This is a genomic window from Pseudomonas serboccidentalis, assembly GCF_028830055.1.
GTDB lineage: Bacteria > Pseudomonadota > Gammaproteobacteria > Pseudomonadales > Pseudomonadaceae > Aquipseudomonas > Aquipseudomonas serboccidentalis.
Window position 1 is genome coordinate 5,005,829 of record NZ_CP101655.1, and the last position, 16,002, is coordinate 5,021,830.

Genomic DNA, 16,002 nt, shown 5'->3' on the forward strand with positions numbered 1-16,002 from the left:
CCACCGACTGCCACCGCTGTTGCGGCGAATCCTGCGTCCGCTGCTGGACCCGTACCGCCGCTACCAGCACGCCCGGCTCATTCACGCGGTGCGCGTGGCCTTGGGGTTGCTGGCGACCATCCTGCTGACCACCGGCATCAACCTGCCCCACGGTGAGTGGGCCTCGGTGACCATGCTGGTGGTGATCGGCGGTCTGCAACACCACGGCAACATCGGCAAGAAAGCCGCCGAACGCGCCACCGGCACGCTGATCGGTGCCGGCGTCGGTCTGGTGCTGGTGGCGCAACAGGCGTGGCTGGGCCTGCCATGGCTGACGTACTTTGCCATGGCAGTGGTCTGCGGATTTTTCTCCTATCACGCCATCGGCAAGGGTGGTTATACCGCCCTGCTCTCGGCGATCACCGTGTTCATTGTCGCCGGGCATGGCGACAATCCGATCACCGACGGCTTGTGGCGCGGGGTCGACATCCTGATCGGCATCGCCCTGGCCCTCGCATTCTCCTTCGCCCTGCCGCTGTACGCGGTGTATTCGTGGCGCTACAACCTGGCCGATGCCTTGCGCGACTGCGCCACGCTGTACGGGCGGATCATCAGCGGCCAACCGGTCAGCGCCGATGAACACCTGAAGCTGATGGGCCGGGTGACCACGGTGATGGTGCAACTGCGCTCGCTGATGCCCTCGGTGTCCAAGGAAGTGAAGATTTCCATGACTGAGCTGGATGCGATTCAACGCAACCTGCGCATGTGCGTCAGCACCCTGGAAATCCTCGGCAACACTCGACCGGATGCCAATGACCCCGACGCCATGGCGCACCTGCAATCGGCGCTGCGGGCCGAGCACCGGGTGATTCGCGTGCAACTGATCGGCATGGCCCGGGCCTTGAAGTCCGGCGCGGCGCAACGCCTGGAACGCCCGCTCGAGTTGCCCGACGCCAGCCTCGACACGCCGGTCTACAGCACCCTGGACGGCTACCGTCTGCTGACCCGGCAACTGGCGGCCAACATCGGCGAACTGCGCCAACGCCTGGGGAAAACCGCGCCGCGCTGGAACATCTGAGTTCTCGGAAAAAACCCATGTAACAAAGCCGACATCATCACTACAATGCGGCTCACAACGGATGTGTACATGGATGCAAAATGCAGTTCAGGACGAATATCAATGCGTTACGTGCGCTCGCCGTTTTGGCGGTCGTGCTGTTCCATTTCAGGATTCCAGGTTTTGAGGGCGGGTTCGTTGGCGTAGACGTGTTCTTCGTCATTTCCGGCTTCCTGATGACCGGCATCATCTTCAACGGCGTGCAACAACAGAATTTTTCCCTCCTCGGTTTCTACGCCTCGCGTGCCCGACGCATCATTCCCGCCCTGCTGACCCTGTGCATTGCGCTGCTGATCTTCGGCTACGTGTATCTGCCACTGGACGACTTGCGCGAGACGATCCGCACGATCAAGAGCAGCCTGCTGTTCAGCTCGAACTTCAGCTTCGCCCAGAGCGGCAACTATTTTGCGGCGCCGCTGCATGAAAACTGGTTGCTGCACACCTGGTCGCTGTCGGTGGAGTGGCAGTTCTATATGTTGTATCCGGTGTTGATCATGGGCTTGCACCGGTTTTTCGGCGCCGACAGAACCCGCTTTGCCTTGATCGCCCTGGCGCTGACCTCGCTCTGTGCGTCCATCGTTGTGACTGGCCTCAACCCGACCTTCGCGTTCTACATGCTGCCCACCCGGGCGTGGGAAATGATCGCTGGCGGGCTGGTCTTTCTGTTTCCCCTGCGGCTCAGCCTGCGCGGCGGTTTGATCGGCGAGGTGCTTGGACTGGCGGCGATTGCCGCCAGTGTGCTGTGCTTCTCCGAACAGGATCTATGGCCGGGTTATCTGGCACTGGTTCCGGTGCTCGGGACGATGCTGGTGATTCACGGCAATACCCGGTCGCTGTTCAGCAGCAATCCTGCGCTGCAATTTATCGGGAGCATTTCCTACTCGGTGTACCTGTGGCATTGGCCGCTGGTGGTGTTGCTGTACCTGTGCGGGCTGTTGACCAGTTGGCCGCACGTGATCGGCGCGGTCATCGCGTCGCTCGCTCTCGGCGCCCTCTCCTTCTACCTGGTTGAATCGAAGGTGAGAAAAGGTCCGACAGCGACACGCACGGTAATCAAGTTCGCTTCGCTGACGGTGGGTGTGGTTGCCCTGTCGGCAGTGATGTCTTCGCTGGTCAAGCAACACCCCGATTGGCGCCCGGCGCTGGTCGAACTCGGCCAGCCGCAATACACCAGCAAACTGTATCCACAGGAGTGCTACGCCAACACCTATGCGGCGGCGGATTGCAAACTGGGCACGGGCGAAGTGTCGGTGATTCTGTACGGCGACAGTCATGCACAATCCACGGCGGCGGCGGTGCAGATGGAAAACCCTCAGGCGGCACTGTCATGGTCGCGGGGCGGTTGCCCGACCCTGGCCCATTTTGCAATGCACGACAAAACCGTCGAAAGCCAATGCCGGGGCTTCAATCAGGAAAAGCTGCAGCAGCTCAAAACCGCCTACACGGGCATTCCCGTGGTGCTGTTCAGTCGTGCGGCGCTGTACGCGGATTCGGGTCGGGAAAACAGCTATCGGATTTCCTTTCCCGAGCGGCCGGTGCCGTTTGCCGAGGCTTACACCGAAGAGTACGTCAGCACCGTCTGCTCGATCGCAGAAAACCACCCGGTCTATATCGTCAAACCGATCCCGGAAATGCCATTCAGCGTCTACAAGGGCTTGAACCTGAATCAGCGATTGTTTCGACAAATCAGCGACATTTCACTGCCGTTGCAGGCGTATGAGAAGCGCAACCGCATCGCCATCGCAACAATTGAAGAAGCGGCCAGGCGCTGCCACGCGACGGTAATCGACCCGACGCCGTATCTGTGCCCCGACGGCAATTGCATGGGTTCCAGGAACGGCGTGCCGCTGTATTTTGATGACAACCATCTGGTGGATGCCGGCAACCAGCAGTTGAAAGGACTGTTCCGCGATCTGATCAAACCGATTTGAGCTGACGCCAGGCTTTCAGACCCCAGCCTTGCTGCATCCCGGCGGCGGCCAGCAGAATCGCGGCCACACCCAGCCATTGCAGCGGTTCCAGGCGATGGCCGAAGGCGAACCAGTCGACGAAGATCGCCGCAATCGGGTAGATGAACGACAGCGCACCGGTCAGGGCCGTCGGCAGTTTCTGGATCGCGCCGTACAGCAGCACGTACATCAGGCCGGTGTGGACGATGCCCAGCGTCACCAGGCTGGCCCACGCGCCGCCCGTTTGCGGCAAGCCATTGAAGTGCGCAAATGGCGCGAGCAACAACACCCCGGTGCAGACCTGAATCAGCGCGATCAGATGCGGCGGCGTGCCGGTCAGGCGCTTGATGATCAGCGCCGCTATCGCATAGAGCAACGCCGCACCCAGCGCCAGCGCAATCCCCAACAGATAGTCGCCACCACTCTCGCCCTGCCCGCCGTGGGCGCTGACGATCGCCAACATGCCGAGAAAGGAAATCGCCAGCCAGAACAGCTTCTGCAGAGTGATCTTCTCACCGAGAAACAGCGCCGCCAGGCCGACCAGCATGAACGGCTGCACGTTATAGACCGCGGTGCCGATGGCAATCGAAGCCCGGGAATACGAGGCGAACAACAGCACCCAGTTGCCGACAATCGCGACGCCGCTGAGAACCGCCAACAGGAACGTGGTGCGGGTCAGAATGCCCGGGCGCAGGAAGCCGAACGCGGCGCAAATCAGCAGCAAGGTGCCGGCACCAAACACACAGCGCCAGAACACCACGTCCAGCACCGGTTGCCCGGACACCAGCACGAACCAGCCGATGGTCCCGGAAATCAGCATGGCAGCGGTCATTTCAAACGAGCCGCGCCGGATTGTGTTGTCCATCATCGTTCTCCCTAAGCGTTTGACGAAAGCGTGGCAAAAGTATGCCAAGCCGACAGCGCACGCCTCCAGCGCAAAAAGCAGGCTAAACTCGATTTCTACCTTTTTTATCGCGGGTGGTTTCCTTCAAATGCCTAATACCGGAGTTACCCCATGACCGACGATATCGACCAGATCCTCATCAGTGCCTTGATGGAAGACTCGCGCCGCTCGCTCAAGGCTTTGGCGCAGATCAGCGGCCTGTCGTCGCCCAGCGTGGCCGAACGATTACGCCGCCTGGAAGAGCGCGGCGTGCTCAAGGGTTATACCGTCGAAATCGACCCCAAATGCTTCGGTTATCAATTGCAGGCCATCGTCCGGGTACGGCCACTGCCTGGGCAATTACAGGAAGTGGAGCGGCAGATTATGTCGATTCCGGAGTTCACCGAATGCGACAAAGTCACGGGCGAAGACTGCTTCATCGCCCGTCTGCACGTGCGTTCGATGGAGCAGTTGGACACCCTGCTTGACCGGCTCAACACCCTGGCAGAGACCAACACCGCGATCGTCAAGAAAACCCCGGTCAAACGCCGGTTGCCGCCGATGGCGTGAGTGCTTTTAACGCATGTTCGGCGTAGATTGAGGTTTTTCCGGCGAAGGATTGGCGGTAATGAACATTCAGACAGTGCTACTGGCGGCATTGATGCTCACCGGGTGCGGGACGGTGCAGACCGTAGCATTCAGCGACAAAGCCTCCGTCGACCAGTTGAAGGCAAAAAAAACCTACTGCGGCGCCGTACCGCGAATCTACAGCGGAGCAACCTACGACTTTTGCATGCTGCACGCAGAACGACCGGATGACGTCGATGCGTTCAACTACAACAACGCCTCCCCCGGCCTGGTGGTCGATGCAGCGGTGTCGGGGGTGCTCGATACCTTGTTGCTGCCCTACACGATTTACAAGCAACAGACCGATGGCAGCATCGTGATCAACTGATCGCGCCTGTTGTTTTTCGCAGACAACAAAAAACCCGCCTAAGCGGGTTTTTCGTTATTTCAGGACAGCGATCAGTCGTCACGGCTCATGATGCCGAAGATCTGCAACAAGCTGATGAACAGGTTGTAGATCGATACGTACAGGCTGATGGTCGCCATGATGTAGTTACGCTCGCCACCGTGGATGATGGCGCTGGTCTGGAACAGGATGCACACCGACGAGAACAGCACGAAACCTGCGCTGATCGCCAGCTGCAGACCGCTGATCTGGAAGAACATGCTCGCCAGCGTTGCACCCAGCAACACGAAGAAACCCGCGGTGATGAAGCCACCGAGGAAGCTCATGTCCTTGCGGGTGATCAACACGTAAGCCGACAGACCGCCGAACACCAGCGCGGTCATCGCGAATGCCGAGCTGACCACTTCAGCGCCGCCCTGCATGCCCAGGTAACGGTTGAGGATCGGGCCGAGCAGGAAACCCATGAAACCGGTCAGCGCGAACGCGGACACCAGGCCCCACGCGGAATCACGGAGTTTGTTGGTGAGAAAGAACAGCCCGTAGAAACCGATCAGCACCACGAAAATGTTCGGGTAGCCGACGCGCATCTGCTGGGCCACGAAAGCCATCACACCGCTGAATGCGAGGGTGAGTGCGAGCAAGCCGTATGTGTTGCGCAGGACGCGGCTAACCTCTAGCTGCTCAGCCTGCACGCTGTTGTGAACTGCGTAATCCTGTTCGCGCATGGCGACACTCCTGTTGGTTTGAAACGTTCAGTCGCAAAGATCATAACAGACGCTCTGTAACAAGCCATGCACAGAGTTTGACAGTGTGTTTCATTCAGGTATTATGGCGCCCGCAACGCAAACGGAGGTGTGGCCGAGTGGTTTAAGGCAACGGTCTTGAAAACCGTCGACTGTAACAGGTCCATGAGTTCGAATCCCATCGCCTCCGCCATCTTATGTACGACAAAGCCCTGATTATTCAGGGCTTTGTCGTTTCTGGGGTTTGAGATTGTGGGTTCTCGCTTCCTGGATCGTTTCCGCATCTTTTCGGGCATTTCCGCAACCCTACATTCCAGACCGCCCTCTTCCCGTCAATTTTTCAAGCGCCAGATTTGATGAGATGGACGAGTTTAGAGTGAGGCGCAAGGCTACTTTCTGCTGTGGATTCAACCGGTCGACGCAACACGACTCCATAATTCCCACCCGAGCGTGCATCATCGCGCTCGCCACGATCCCGTCGTGGTATCGAAGCCATCAGTGCAGAACCTGCCCGCCCGCCAAAACGAGCCTTTTGAAATGGAAGTCATCTCATGTTCGAACGTAACAAACTGATTCCGGAGTTATTGGTCACCAACCTGGATAGCAGCCTGGCTTTTTGGGTTTCTCGTTTGGGGTTCAAAGTAACTTATCAACGCCCGGAAGATGGATTTGCATATCTTGATTTGAATGGTGCTCAAGTAATGCTTGAGCAGGTTGATTCGGACGCGGGTCAGTGGCTGACTGCGCCGTTGACCAAGCCGTTTGGAAGAGGCATCAACCTACAGATTGATGTTGAGGCTGTCGCACCCATCATCCAAATACTTGATCAGGCTGGATGTCCGCTCTATCAAGAATGCAAGGACACCTGGTATCGGGCTGACAATGTAGAAGTAGGCCAGCGCGAATTCATCGTCCAAGATCCCGACGGTTATCTCGTAAGGTTGGTAGAGAGGTTGGGTGAGCGACCGGCTTGCTCAAAGTGAATCTGAATCTGAGCCAAGCCGACCGTCAGCTTTGGGTCGAAAACGGTCTCTCCTGACCATTGGGGCCAACGAAAGCCGCGATCCGCGCCAACGGAACACCATGCGCAATCTGGCGTTTGCCTCGGTATTGACGCTGGTGACGGCTTTGCGTACTGGCTGCTGCCCCGGATGTTCTGCTCCGCACTTTTAAGCGCTATGTGTGAGGTGTCGCCCAGGGCCAGCAATAAGGAGCGGCCGAACTAATCGCTAATCGGTCTGACCCGGGCCCAATACGGGCAAAACGCCACACTACACTTCCTTTCCTCTGCTGATGGTTCAGCATTTCCAAGGAAAGGAGATCTGCAATGACTGTTGCCGAAAAATCCGGAACCAACACCCCAACTATCACCGTGACCAACCAGAGCGGCGGCGACCTTGCCGTAGTCAGCGCCTACAGCGACGATGACGCCAGCGCCCAGCAGGTCTACAACCAGACCTTGAGCCTGCTGAAAACCAGCAGCGGCAATAGCACCATCGCCAGCACCGCGGCCGCCGACGTAGTACTGGTCGGCGCAACTGGCCAGGTGATCTTCGACCTGCTGTATTCCCGCCCGGCCAACCTCTATCCGGTGTGTAATGCCTCGCTACTAGCCATCGGCAGCTCCCCCCAGGCGCTAACAGTGACGGCGCAAAACGCCGCCACCATGACCAACGCATTTACCTTCATCCAGACCCTCTCCGCCTACCCGTCCTCGATCCTGGCGCAGAACTACGCGGCGGCGGCGCAGAGCGCCTCCAACAGCACCTCGAACCAGGGCATCGACTCGGCGATGAGCGCGTTCTTCGCCAGCACCAGCAAGTTCAAGGATCTCGACGTGGTCACAGTGACCACCGCCCAGACCTACCTCAGCGCCTTCCCTTTCGGCTGGGCGCAGAGTCAAGCCAAGTACACCTATTTCTTATACGCGCCCGGTACCGCCAGTAGTGGTAGTGACAGCGCTTCGCCTAGCCAGCTCGGCACCCTGACCATGGTGCAGAAGAGCAACCTGCCAGTACCCGCCGACCCCACCGATCATTCCGGCGGCTACATCCTCAGCTTCATCGACAGTCACAAGCAGGTCACGCCACTGTTCTATTCCAACGGACAGTTCGTTTCCAGCCTCACCGACGACGTGCCAGCGCTGTGCTTCAAGGGCCTGTTCACGGTGAAGAGCCAGATCAGCGGCAACACCGACGACACCGAGGTGCTACCGATCCTGCACGGTTCGATCAACGGTGTCACGGTGCTCGGTCTGAACTTCCAGCTGCCGGCCAACGACGACAGCAACGAGTGGTACGCGCTATTCCACCCGAAGAATTTCTACCAGTTCCTGCAATCGACCGCATTCATCGTCGGCGTGCTGATGGCCACCGAATGGATCGGCAGCAAGCTCGTCGCCCTGGGCAAATACATCAAGAACAAGTGGAACGGCGAAGTGCCTAAAACCCAGGAGCAGCAACTCAAGGAGGTCACCGACCGCCTGGAAGCCAACCAGAAGGAATTCTTCGACAAGATGGCCGAGCGCTTCGGCCCGCAGGACCCAGTGAACGTGCCAGAACCCGCAGCGCTTGGCCCAAGTATCGAGGAACTGCGCGCCAACCAGGTTGCCGAGCTGTCGGACGTGCAGCGCGATCGTCTGAACGACTCCATCGATACCCAACTGGGGCAGATCGAGGATCTGGCGAGGATCTCCGACACCCCGGCGCTCAACGAAGCGGCCAGCAAACTCGCCCAGGCGCGTGACGACCTGAACGATGCCTTCACTCCCGACGAGATGCAGCAAGCACTGAACGAAGCCACCACCGCGGTGAATGACGCGCATACGACCATCGGCGAATCGATAGAGACCAATGCCCAGCACTTGAACCAGGAACTCAAGCAACAACTCGACGAGGCACAGATCGCGGTCGAAGACGCGCAGAAGCTGAACGAAGACACCGAAGCGGAAAAAGACGGCGTCAAGGACGGCGAGTTCGATGAAGACCTCAAGCCGATCGAAATCTGACCCTCCCCCTTCATTTCCCCCAGATCGGCTACCTATCGGGTAGCTGGTCGCGCACATGGAAGCGCCAACATGACCAATACAATGATCACAGTGGTCAACCAACTGGATTTTACCCTGGTTGTCTATGACACGATGTCACAACCCGTCGGCGATCCGCCAAGCACCAACCCCGCTGATTACTACCCGGTGTACAAGCAACTGGGCACAGTCGCCCCCGGGCAGAGCGCGCAGATCCCCAGCCCGGAAATCCTCCCGCGGCTGGTAATGACCCGGCAGAGCGATGATTTCCCGGTACAGCTGTTCGTTCCAGATCTGGTCCATGAGAACTTCAGCACCACCGTCACCAGCACCGACCTCGCCTCGACCAACGCCGCCTGGGCCTTCTACCAAAGCTATGTCAGCCAGCCCTATGGGCCGCTGGCGCTGCAGTTCAGTGCGCTGGTGACCGACCCGGCGAACATGCTCACGCTCGACCAGCAAGTCTCCGGGCTGCTCTCCACCAGCCCATACAAAGGCGCCGACTACGACGCCTTCAACATCGTCTCGTTCTGGGCCGGCAACTCGCTCTACGCCTGGAGCGGCACCTACTACTGCTACGAACCGACCACCAATGGAGGGCAATTGGTACTCCCGCAAACCACGGTCGGCACCTTGCTAATCCAGGACGGCAGCGCGACCTTCACCGACAGTCTCGGCGCCAAGACCAGCGTGACCTTGTATAACCTGCAACTCAGTTCCAGCGGCGCCGGTAAAACCTCCGGACTGATCGTCACCGGCACCCTGCGCGACCTCAGTTGGGAAGGCAAACCCGATCAGTTGGCGATGTGCTGGTCCGGTACCTACAACGGCAACGTATTCATCGCCCAGCCCTACCAGCAGCCGACCATTCCCTGGTGGGCGGCGGCCTACGACATGGCCTTCATCGCCTTCGAGGGTGTGCAGATCGCCATGACCGTGGACATGGCCGTGCACGTGCTGCAAGGCGCAGCCAGTGGCCTGAAATGGCTGGGACAGAATGCCCAGACGCTTTACCAGAACGTGTCACAGCGCCTGCAGTCGGTGGGCGAAAACGCCAACCCGCTGGGCGATATCGGCGACCCGGTCGACCCAATCAACGTCGATGTGGATGTGGACGTCGACGTGGATATCGATATTGACGTGGACATTGATGTTGACGTGGACATCGACGTGGATATCGACATCGACATCGACATCGATGTGCTGGTGGTGGACATCGACGTGGACATCGATATCGACATCGACACCGACAACGTGGTGGACAACGTTGACGTGACCGACACCGATGTCGACGTTGACATCGACACCGACGTCAACGTCGAACCGGGAATGGTCCAGGGCCTGGTCAACAAGGTCGGCAACTGGATCATGACCAAAGGCTTCCCGGCACTGGTCGAGAACCTCACCATTATGGTCGCCTTCCAGACCGCCGGGCAGTTGCTCAACGCCTGGAAAAGCTCCTCCGAGCAGTACCTGGCCTCGCTTGCGCCACAGCAGTCGACCGGCGTCGGCCTGCTGGTCAACAGCATGCTCAACGAAGCCAACTCGGTGCAGATACGCTGGACCACCTTCGCCCAGTACGTCAAGGAAGCCGAGCCGGACAACACCACCCAGCAGATGAACATCGCCACTGTGCTGATGACCGCCAATGCTGCCGCCGACAATGCCCAGCAGGCCTGGCGCTGGTCGAGTGATGACGAGAACGCGTTAGTCGGCCAGATGGCCGCCTGCAGCAGCGCCGACCAGGCCTACATCCTGCTCGGTGGCAACACCTACAAGGGCCAGGTGTTGCCGATCAAGGTCGGTTGCAGCGTCGCGCTCAAATACCTTAATCGGGTTGCCGGCTAAGCCTTAGGAGAGGAATTTCCCATGATCCGTTCTACAGCAACGTCAGCCGAGGCGGCACCCGCCTATGCCAGTAAGCAGGAACACGCCCAGGCCTGGGAAGCCCTGGCCCGCGACATCGCCCGCCAACTTCCGGCCTCGGAAACGCCGCCGGCCACTACCACGCGCCAAGCTGCCGGGCAGTTGACCATCATCGGCTCGGGTATCGAGGCCATGGGCTTCAGCGTCGGCGACGAAGCACTGCTCAAGGCTGCCGACAAGGTCTTCTATTGTGTCGCCGACCCGGCCACCACGGTCTGGCTCAAACATCTGCGCCCGGACGCCTTCGACCTCTACGTGCTCTATGACGACAACAAGGTGCGCTATCACACCTACATGCAGATGAGCGAGGCGATGCTGCACCCGGTGCGCCAGGGCGAGAACGTGGTGGCTGTGTTCTATGGCCACCCGGGGATCTTCGTGCTGTCGACCCACCGGGCGATCGCCATCGCCCGCCGCGAGGGTTACAGGGCGGTAATGCGTGCCGGCATCTGCGCCCTTGACTGTCTGTGCGCCGACCTCGGCATCGACCCCTGTCATCCCGGCCTGCAAACCCACGAAGCCACCGACATGCTGGTGCGCGATCGGGTGCCGGACACTAGCCTGCATGTGGTGCTGTGGCAGGTCGGGCTGATCGGAGAAATGGGCTTTCGCCGTGAAGGCTACCTCAACGAGAACTTCTCGATTCTGGTGCAGTACCTGCAGCAGCATTATGGCGACGACTACTCGATCACCCATTACATCGCCTCTCGCTACCCGGGGGTCGCGCCGATCGTCGAGCATTTCCCGCTGAGTGCCCTGCATGACCCGCAAGTGCAAGTACGCTTTACCGGCATCTCCACCTTCTACATCGCACCCAAGGTCAGCCGGCCGAGCAACCGCGAGATGGCAATTCGACTGGGCCTGCTCAAGGACCACGAAATCCTCAAGACGCCGACCAACCCGCAGCGCGAGGTCGACCGCTATGGCCCGCGCGAGCTGGCCGCGATCCGCCAGTTCGAGAGTTTCAAGGTACCGCTGGACTATCACTGGCAGGAGTCTACCCCCGCCAGCCATTTCATCCTCGCCCTGAAAAACGACATCGGCCTGCGCCAGCGTTTTGCCGCCGACCCGCGAGGCACCGTCGACAGCGATGTGTTTCCCGGTCTGAGCGGGCGCGAGAAACGCCTGCTGGCCACCGGCGACCCCGGCGCCATGCAGATCGCCGCCAAGGGCGTGTTCGCCAAGGACTCGAACAACAAGGCATTCCTCTTGCAGATGCTTCGCAGCAAACGCCTCGCCGGCGAGGTGCGCAAGGCCTGCCTGGCCTGTGACAAGAGCACCGGCAGCCAGCACCTGGAAGAAGTCGCGCGCTTCCAGGGCTGGCAGTTCGATGCCGGCAGCCTGGCGCAGGACATCGTCCTGCTCAACCGTCACGACAGTCTGCCCTGGACCGGAGTCTATTTCAGCGCCGCGGCGCAGCGGCTGATCGTGATCATCGGCGACCTGGGCAAGCCCGAGCAGTGCTTGCTATACGTCGACGGCCAGCCGGTGTGTCAGGCGCGCTACGAGAAAGGCATTCTTAAGTGGACGGCGGCCAGCGGCAACCCGCATAACGGGTTCCTGCGCACGGACCTCGGGCCTGGGCGCAAGCGCCGGCTGATCGGCTCGATCTGGGGCGAGCAGGACAACCTGCCGGCCGAGCATGCGCTGATCGCCAACGAACTGCATCCGGGCGGGCTGACGCCGGTGCATCTGGTGGGCGCGCATCGCAACCAGTTGGGCGACTGCCTGCAGATTGCCGTGCGCGATCAGCAGGTGGTCGCCCAACTCAATGGCCGGCCGCTAGGTGCGGGGCTGAGTATCAGCGGCTGGTCGCTGTGCGTGGGTGACGCGCGCTTCGACCTGCAGGCACTGGGCGCGCCGCCGCAGCTGGGCCAGCTCTACCAGCGGCAGGCGCCGCTCGCCGATGAATACTGGGGCAGCTATGTGCTGAGGAACCAGCTCGCTGACAGCCCGGCCGTCGTCCTCAACTGGTCGGAGCAGGGCCTGACGGTAAATAGCCAGGCCGTGGGGGAAAGCCGCTTCGCGGACTATCGCCTGAGTTGGAGCGGCGGCCCTGCGATGGCTGCCAGTGGCACGCTGGAGCTGCTCTGGGACCCGATCACCCTCGACGTGGTGCTGTTCGGTAGCATCGGCTTACCGGCCAACGGCAAGGTCAACTGCATCGGCGCGCGGCTGGGCGCGCGGAGGCTGCCGACGGTTAATCCATGGTCCGATCAAGGGCTGTCCGCGCAGGCCTGGGAGTGGCTGTACCGGCTTTGCGCCGCGGCCAACAAGGAAGGCGGCGGGTTGATGCTCTGGCAGAAGTGGCAGAAGTATGCGTGCAGCACGGCGGTTATGAACCGTCAGTTGCATGCCGTGCTGCGCTAAAGGGTGGCAGGCCATGGACCTGTTTCGTCACCAACGGGCCGGCGGGCCGGCTGGGGTGTGGATGGCCAGGGTAGAGTACGACACCGTGGCCTTCCCGTTTCAGCAGATCGTCGCGCGGGACATTTATGGCGTGAGCGAACTGGCCCTACTGCATCGGGCGCAGGCTGAGTGTGAACAGTGGCGCGGAGATGAGCGCGCCGGCTATCACGCCAACCTGCGCCTGCGCGAGCGGATGAAGGGGCTGGCCGAGGACTGCCAGTTGTACCAGGCCTACCATGGTTTTGCCCGGAGCGTGATTGCGGCCGCGTTTGGCGGAAAGATCGCCTATGCGAACCAGCCGAAATGGCGGGTGCACCTTGCGCATACCTGCAGTGTCAGTGCCTGGCACTGCGACGCCCAGGTTACCCGGCGCAGCGATCAGTTGACCGTGTGGGTGCCTTTTGTCGATGTTGACGAGGGTTGCGCGATGCATGTCGAAACTGGGTATGGCCGGGGCGATTTCGCACCGGTAACACTGCGTTATGGGCAGGCGTTGATCTTCGATGGAGGGTATCTGGCGCATGGCACGGTGCACAACCATACCGAGGTCACGCGGGTAAGTATGGACATGCGCTTCGCCTGCCATCGCGGCACCACCGCGAGCTTTGAGCGCTTACGCGAAGCGCGGCCTTCGCCGCTGCCGACCTGGGCGTAGATTGCGGCGGCCCTGCTCGCTCCCATAGGAATAGTGCTGTACCTGTAAATACCGTCTTGACTCTCTCATCGCGCAAGCGCGAAGTTTGGATCAAACGGTACGCCTGACTTGAGCTCTCCATAGACCAAATGTTACAGCTTGCGCATCGCTGCGCAGAAGATCAGGTCAGCAGGAAGACGTTGCGCACGCGGCAGCACATGAGATCCACGCAACACCCGACTACCCTCCCCCGAACAAGTTCCGAGCGTACATGCTCGACAGCATCAACCCTCGCGCTGCGTCGGCGGCGACAAACACTTCGATCACCATCGCCCATCTCCTCTGCGTATAGCTACGGATAAATATACAAAGCTTTAGCTAATACTCAGATCGTGAGCGTGCTTCGTGTCGACCTATGCCAGGTTCTGTACGAAATCCCGAGAAACTCAATCGTCGCCCCTCGAACGCTGAGACCTTGGAACCAAGGGGCGCACTTGATCGACCCTGTCGGTGAAATTCACGGCGGGCATTCGTGAATAACGGCTGATATTGCTGCAGTAGGGGCTTGAGCAGTGCATAGGCCACGCAGGCCTGCTGATACGTCACGCCCCTGCGCCGGCCCTGATCGGCGCACTTCAACATGCCGGCAGACACCAAGACCGGGGAAAACCACAGAGCGCCTTGCATTCACTCGTATATGGTCTTAACTGTGCAATGCAATAAAAGTTACAGGTTAAAAAAGCCACAGAAATGCATTCCATTTTTCCCTAGATAAAAGTCCTCGACGAGTCAACCTAACTACTGATTATCAGTGGAGATGACAAGTCTGCAGAATTTTAAATAGGGAGCCTACTCATGGAACACTCAATTCAAAAAGGAATATGAATATGAGCATCAAAATCACAAATGGGGCCACCAGAGAGGTCCAAGTCGCAGTCAGCTTTTGGTATACAGATAGTGACGTCAGTGATACCTATTACCCACTGAAGCCCGGCGATGGTGAAGGATGGAAACGCAATGACTCAAGAGGTTACTTGATGACCATAAAAGGCCAATCCCAAGCAGGTGTATATTACGTTGCCTTTGACAGCGAAATCCTCATAGAAGACAACCGTGTAAAGGACCGCGGCGAAACCCTTACCCGACTATCTTTGCAGGCTCAATAGTATCGAAAAGCTTTAAAATCAATAAATAGACATACCAAATGACCAACATCGTACATGATGTTGGTCATTCCTGTGTGGAGTAACACTGAAGTCCCTCATCTGACTTACCCAGCAGGAGTTTTTTCGGCTGAGTGCTAAGATTTGGCATAATGTTCGAAAACAACTACTACTTATCTGTGGCAACCTCTTTGACATAGGCTCGGCACGCGCCCAGTGCGATCAGTCCTTGGTCACCGTCGTCAGTGATGGCGATAATTCGTTGAGCATGCGCGGGGTCAAGTCGGGCGCGTACGGCTGCATGATCCACGCCGCCGGCACCAGCGGTGGCTGACACCCCACAGCCTTTGGCAGTGTCGGTTGCGTCGAGTAGGACTGACAGCCGCAGATCAGAAGTGGCAAGACGATCGCGCAGGCGATCCTGGTTCTTTTGAGCATCGGTCATTTTCTCGAAGTGGGTTTGCTCACTGACAGCCCGCCGCTGCTCAAGCGCCAAACGCTTGTCCTGCTCGACCTGCTGCACTGTCGCGGCGGTCTGGGTCAGTTGATTGAGGGTTTCGGCGTGCTGCTGGGCTTGCTGGGCCAATTGCTTCCCGTAGCGCCAGTCCTGAAACTGCCAGGCGCTGCCGGCACCGATCAGCACCAGCACCACTGCGCCCACCGTCTTCCACGGAACGACCATCACGGCACATCCTTGAAGAAGACGTGCCCGCCCAGCTTGAGGGTCTGCTTCGCCTTCGCCGCCCAAGCTGGCGCCTCGATGCTGGTGGCGTAGTAATGCGTGGCGCCGCCGGTGGGATCTGGCACCTTGCCGTCGATCACCTGGTCAGCAGCGATCCGACATTGCGCCAGCTCGCGAAACGGGATTTCCTTCACGCCGATCAGGAACTGATAGTTCGGGTCGGTCTTGTTCCAGCAACTGAACTGATACGGCTTCTGGCAAACGCCGGCGTAGCCCTCGCCCCACCAAGACTTTTCCTTTCCATCAAATACACGGTTGCAGATCGTCCAGGCCACGGCCACTTGGCCGGCCGTCCCTTCGCCGCGAGCCTCGCCTCAGATTGCGCGAGCGAGGATGTCGCGGTCTTTTTCGGTGACAGCCATCACTTTTCTCCAGACAAAAAAATACCCGCTCAGTGGCGGGCAACTATTGGGGCGTTTAGCCTTGTTTCTACGGCTCAGACACAAGCCTGACGATACA

At 59.5% G+C, this 16,002-nt stretch carries 13 protein-coding genes, 1 tRNA gene and 1 pseudogene; 11 read left to right on the forward strand and 4 right to left on the reverse strand.

Translation table 11 applies throughout. The features are described 5' to 3' along the window. Positions 1-16 precede the first annotated feature (16 nt). Positions 17-1,057, forward strand: coding sequence for an FUSC family protein (locus NN484_RS22855; RefSeq protein ID WP_274659328.1), 1,041 nt, complete (start codon positions 17-19; stop codon positions 1,055-1,057). Positions 1,058-1,137: 80 nt separating this feature from the next. Next, positions 1,138-3,027 (forward strand): acyltransferase family protein, encoded by a 1,890-nt coding sequence (locus tag NN484_RS22860; protein ID WP_215500277.1) that lies wholly within the window; start codon positions 1,138-1,140, stop codon positions 3,025-3,027. Here the strand turns inward: NN484_RS22860 and NN484_RS22865 are convergent. After that, the gene (locus tag NN484_RS22865; RefSeq protein ID WP_274657969.1) at positions 3,014-3,910 is read right to left on the reverse strand and encodes a DMT family transporter; all 897 of its coding nucleotides are present in this window, start codon (positions 3,908-3,910) and stop codon (positions 3,014-3,016) included. The genes NN484_RS22860 and NN484_RS22865 overlap by 14 nt on opposite strands. A 150-nt stretch (positions 3,911-4,060) precedes the next feature. Here NN484_RS22865 and NN484_RS22870 point away from each other — a divergent pair, with 150 nt between their 5' ends. Both NN484_RS22870 and NN484_RS22875 read left to right on the forward strand, forming a co-directional pair. Then, positions 4,061-4,498, forward strand: a complete 438-nt coding sequence (locus tag NN484_RS22870) for an Lrp/AsnC family transcriptional regulator (RefSeq protein WP_038368669.1) — start codon at positions 4,061-4,063, stop codon at positions 4,496-4,498. A 58-nt stretch (positions 4,499-4,556) separates the two neighbouring features. Then, a complete protein-coding gene (locus NN484_RS22875; RefSeq protein ID WP_215500279.1) occupies positions 4,557-4,883 on the forward strand; it encodes a YceK/YidQ family lipoprotein in 327 nt (108 codons plus the stop codon). A gap of 71 nt (positions 4,884-4,954) precedes the next feature. Here NN484_RS22875 and NN484_RS22880 read toward each other — a convergent pair whose 3' ends face one another. After that, positions 4,955-5,626 (reverse strand): Bax inhibitor-1/YccA family protein, encoded by a 672-nt coding sequence (locus NN484_RS22880; RefSeq protein ID WP_027613775.1) that lies wholly within the window; start codon positions 5,624-5,626, stop codon positions 4,955-4,957. Between the two features lie 123 nt (positions 5,627-5,749). Between NN484_RS22880 and NN484_RS22885 the strand changes: the two genes are divergently transcribed. The 7 genes from NN484_RS22885 to NN484_RS22915 all read left to right on the forward strand — a co-directional run bounded on the left by NN484_RS22885 (position 5,750) and on the right by NN484_RS22915 (position 14,804). Further along, positions 5,750-5,837, forward strand: a tRNA-Ser gene (locus NN484_RS22885). A gap of 358 nt (positions 5,838-6,195) precedes the next feature. After that, positions 6,196-6,627 carry a bleomycin resistance protein gene (locus tag NN484_RS22890; RefSeq protein WP_274657970.1) on the forward strand — a complete coding sequence of 144 codons (432 nt, stop codon included), beginning with the start codon at positions 6,196-6,198 and terminating at the stop codon, positions 6,625-6,627. Positions 6,628-6,971: 344 nt separating this feature from the next. Next, a complete protein-coding gene (locus tag NN484_RS22895) occupies positions 6,972-8,651 on the forward strand; it encodes a hypothetical protein (protein WP_274657971.1) in 1,680 nt (559 codons plus the stop codon). A 69-nt stretch (positions 8,652-8,720) separates the two neighbouring features. After that, on the forward strand, positions 8,721-10,517 hold the full coding sequence (locus NN484_RS22900) for a DUF748 domain-containing protein (RefSeq protein WP_164747808.1): 1,797 nt from the start codon (positions 8,721-8,723) through the stop codon (positions 10,515-10,517). 21 nt (positions 10,518-10,538) lie between these two features. Continuing rightward, complete coding sequence (locus NN484_RS22905) at positions 10,539-12,965, forward strand: SAM-dependent methyltransferase (RefSeq protein ID WP_274657972.1); 2,427 nt, start codon at positions 10,539-10,541, stop codon at positions 12,963-12,965. 13 nt (positions 12,966-12,978) lie between these two features. Continuing rightward, on the forward strand, positions 12,979-13,659 hold the full coding sequence (locus NN484_RS22910) for a phytanoyl-CoA dioxygenase family protein (protein ID WP_274657973.1): 681 nt from the start codon (positions 12,979-12,981) through the stop codon (positions 13,657-13,659). An 866-nt stretch (positions 13,660-14,525) separates the two neighbouring features. Beyond that, a complete protein-coding gene (locus NN484_RS22915; RefSeq protein ID WP_215500284.1) occupies positions 14,526-14,804 on the forward strand; it encodes a hypothetical protein in 279 nt (92 codons plus the stop codon). Between the two features lie 166 nt (positions 14,805-14,970). Here the strand turns inward: NN484_RS22915 and NN484_RS22920 are convergent, their stop codons facing one another. Beyond that, positions 14,971-15,483 carry a lysis system spanin subunit gene (locus NN484_RS22920; protein ID WP_274657974.1) on the reverse strand — a complete coding sequence of 171 codons (513 nt, stop codon included), beginning with the start codon at positions 15,481-15,483 and terminating at the stop codon, positions 14,971-14,973. Further along, a pseudogene (locus NN484_RS22925) lies at positions 15,483-15,905 on the reverse strand (cell wall hydrolase). The gene NN484_RS22920 and the pseudogene NN484_RS22925 overlap by 1 nt, the downstream one beginning before the upstream one ends. Positions 15,906-16,002: the final 97 nt, after the last annotated feature.

Excerpts from the sequence above, each read along its gene's own strand:
- NN484_RS22860 (WP_215500277.1), top strand. The coding sequence starts at position 1,138 with ATGCAGTTCAGGACGAATATCAATGCGTTACGTGCGCTCGCCGTTTTG.
- NN484_RS22865 (WP_274657969.1), bottom strand. The coding sequence starts at position 3,910 with ATGGACAACACAATCCGGCGCGGCTCGTTTGAAATGACCGCTGCCATG.
- NN484_RS22870 (WP_038368669.1), top strand. The coding sequence starts at position 4,061 with ATGACCGACGATATCGACCAGATCCTCATCAGTGCCTTGATGGAAGAC.
- NN484_RS22875 (WP_215500279.1), top strand. The coding sequence starts at position 4,557 with ATGAACATTCAGACAGTGCTACTGGCGGCATTGATGCTCACCGGGTGC.
- NN484_RS22880 (WP_027613775.1), bottom strand. The coding sequence starts at position 5,626 with ATGCGCGAACAGGATTACGCAGTTCACAACAGCGTGCAGGCTGAGCAG.
- NN484_RS22890 (WP_274657970.1), top strand. The coding sequence starts at position 6,196 with ATGTTCGAACGTAACAAACTGATTCCGGAGTTATTGGTCACCAACCTG.
- NN484_RS22895 (WP_274657971.1), top strand. The coding sequence starts at position 6,972 with ATGACTGTTGCCGAAAAATCCGGAACCAACACCCCAACTATCACCGTG.
- NN484_RS22900 (WP_164747808.1), top strand. The coding sequence starts at position 8,721 with ATGACCAATACAATGATCACAGTGGTCAACCAACTGGATTTTACCCTG.
- NN484_RS22905 (WP_274657972.1), top strand. The coding sequence starts at position 10,539 with ATGATCCGTTCTACAGCAACGTCAGCCGAGGCGGCACCCGCCTATGCC.
- NN484_RS22910 (WP_274657973.1), top strand. The coding sequence starts at position 12,979 with ATGGACCTGTTTCGTCACCAACGGGCCGGCGGGCCGGCTGGGGTGTGG.
- NN484_RS22915 (WP_215500284.1), top strand. The coding sequence starts at position 14,526 with ATGAGCATCAAAATCACAAATGGGGCCACCAGAGAGGTCCAAGTCGCA.
- NN484_RS22920 (WP_274657974.1), bottom strand. The coding sequence starts at position 15,483 with ATGGTCGTTCCGTGGAAGACGGTGGGCGCAGTGGTGCTGGTGCTGATC.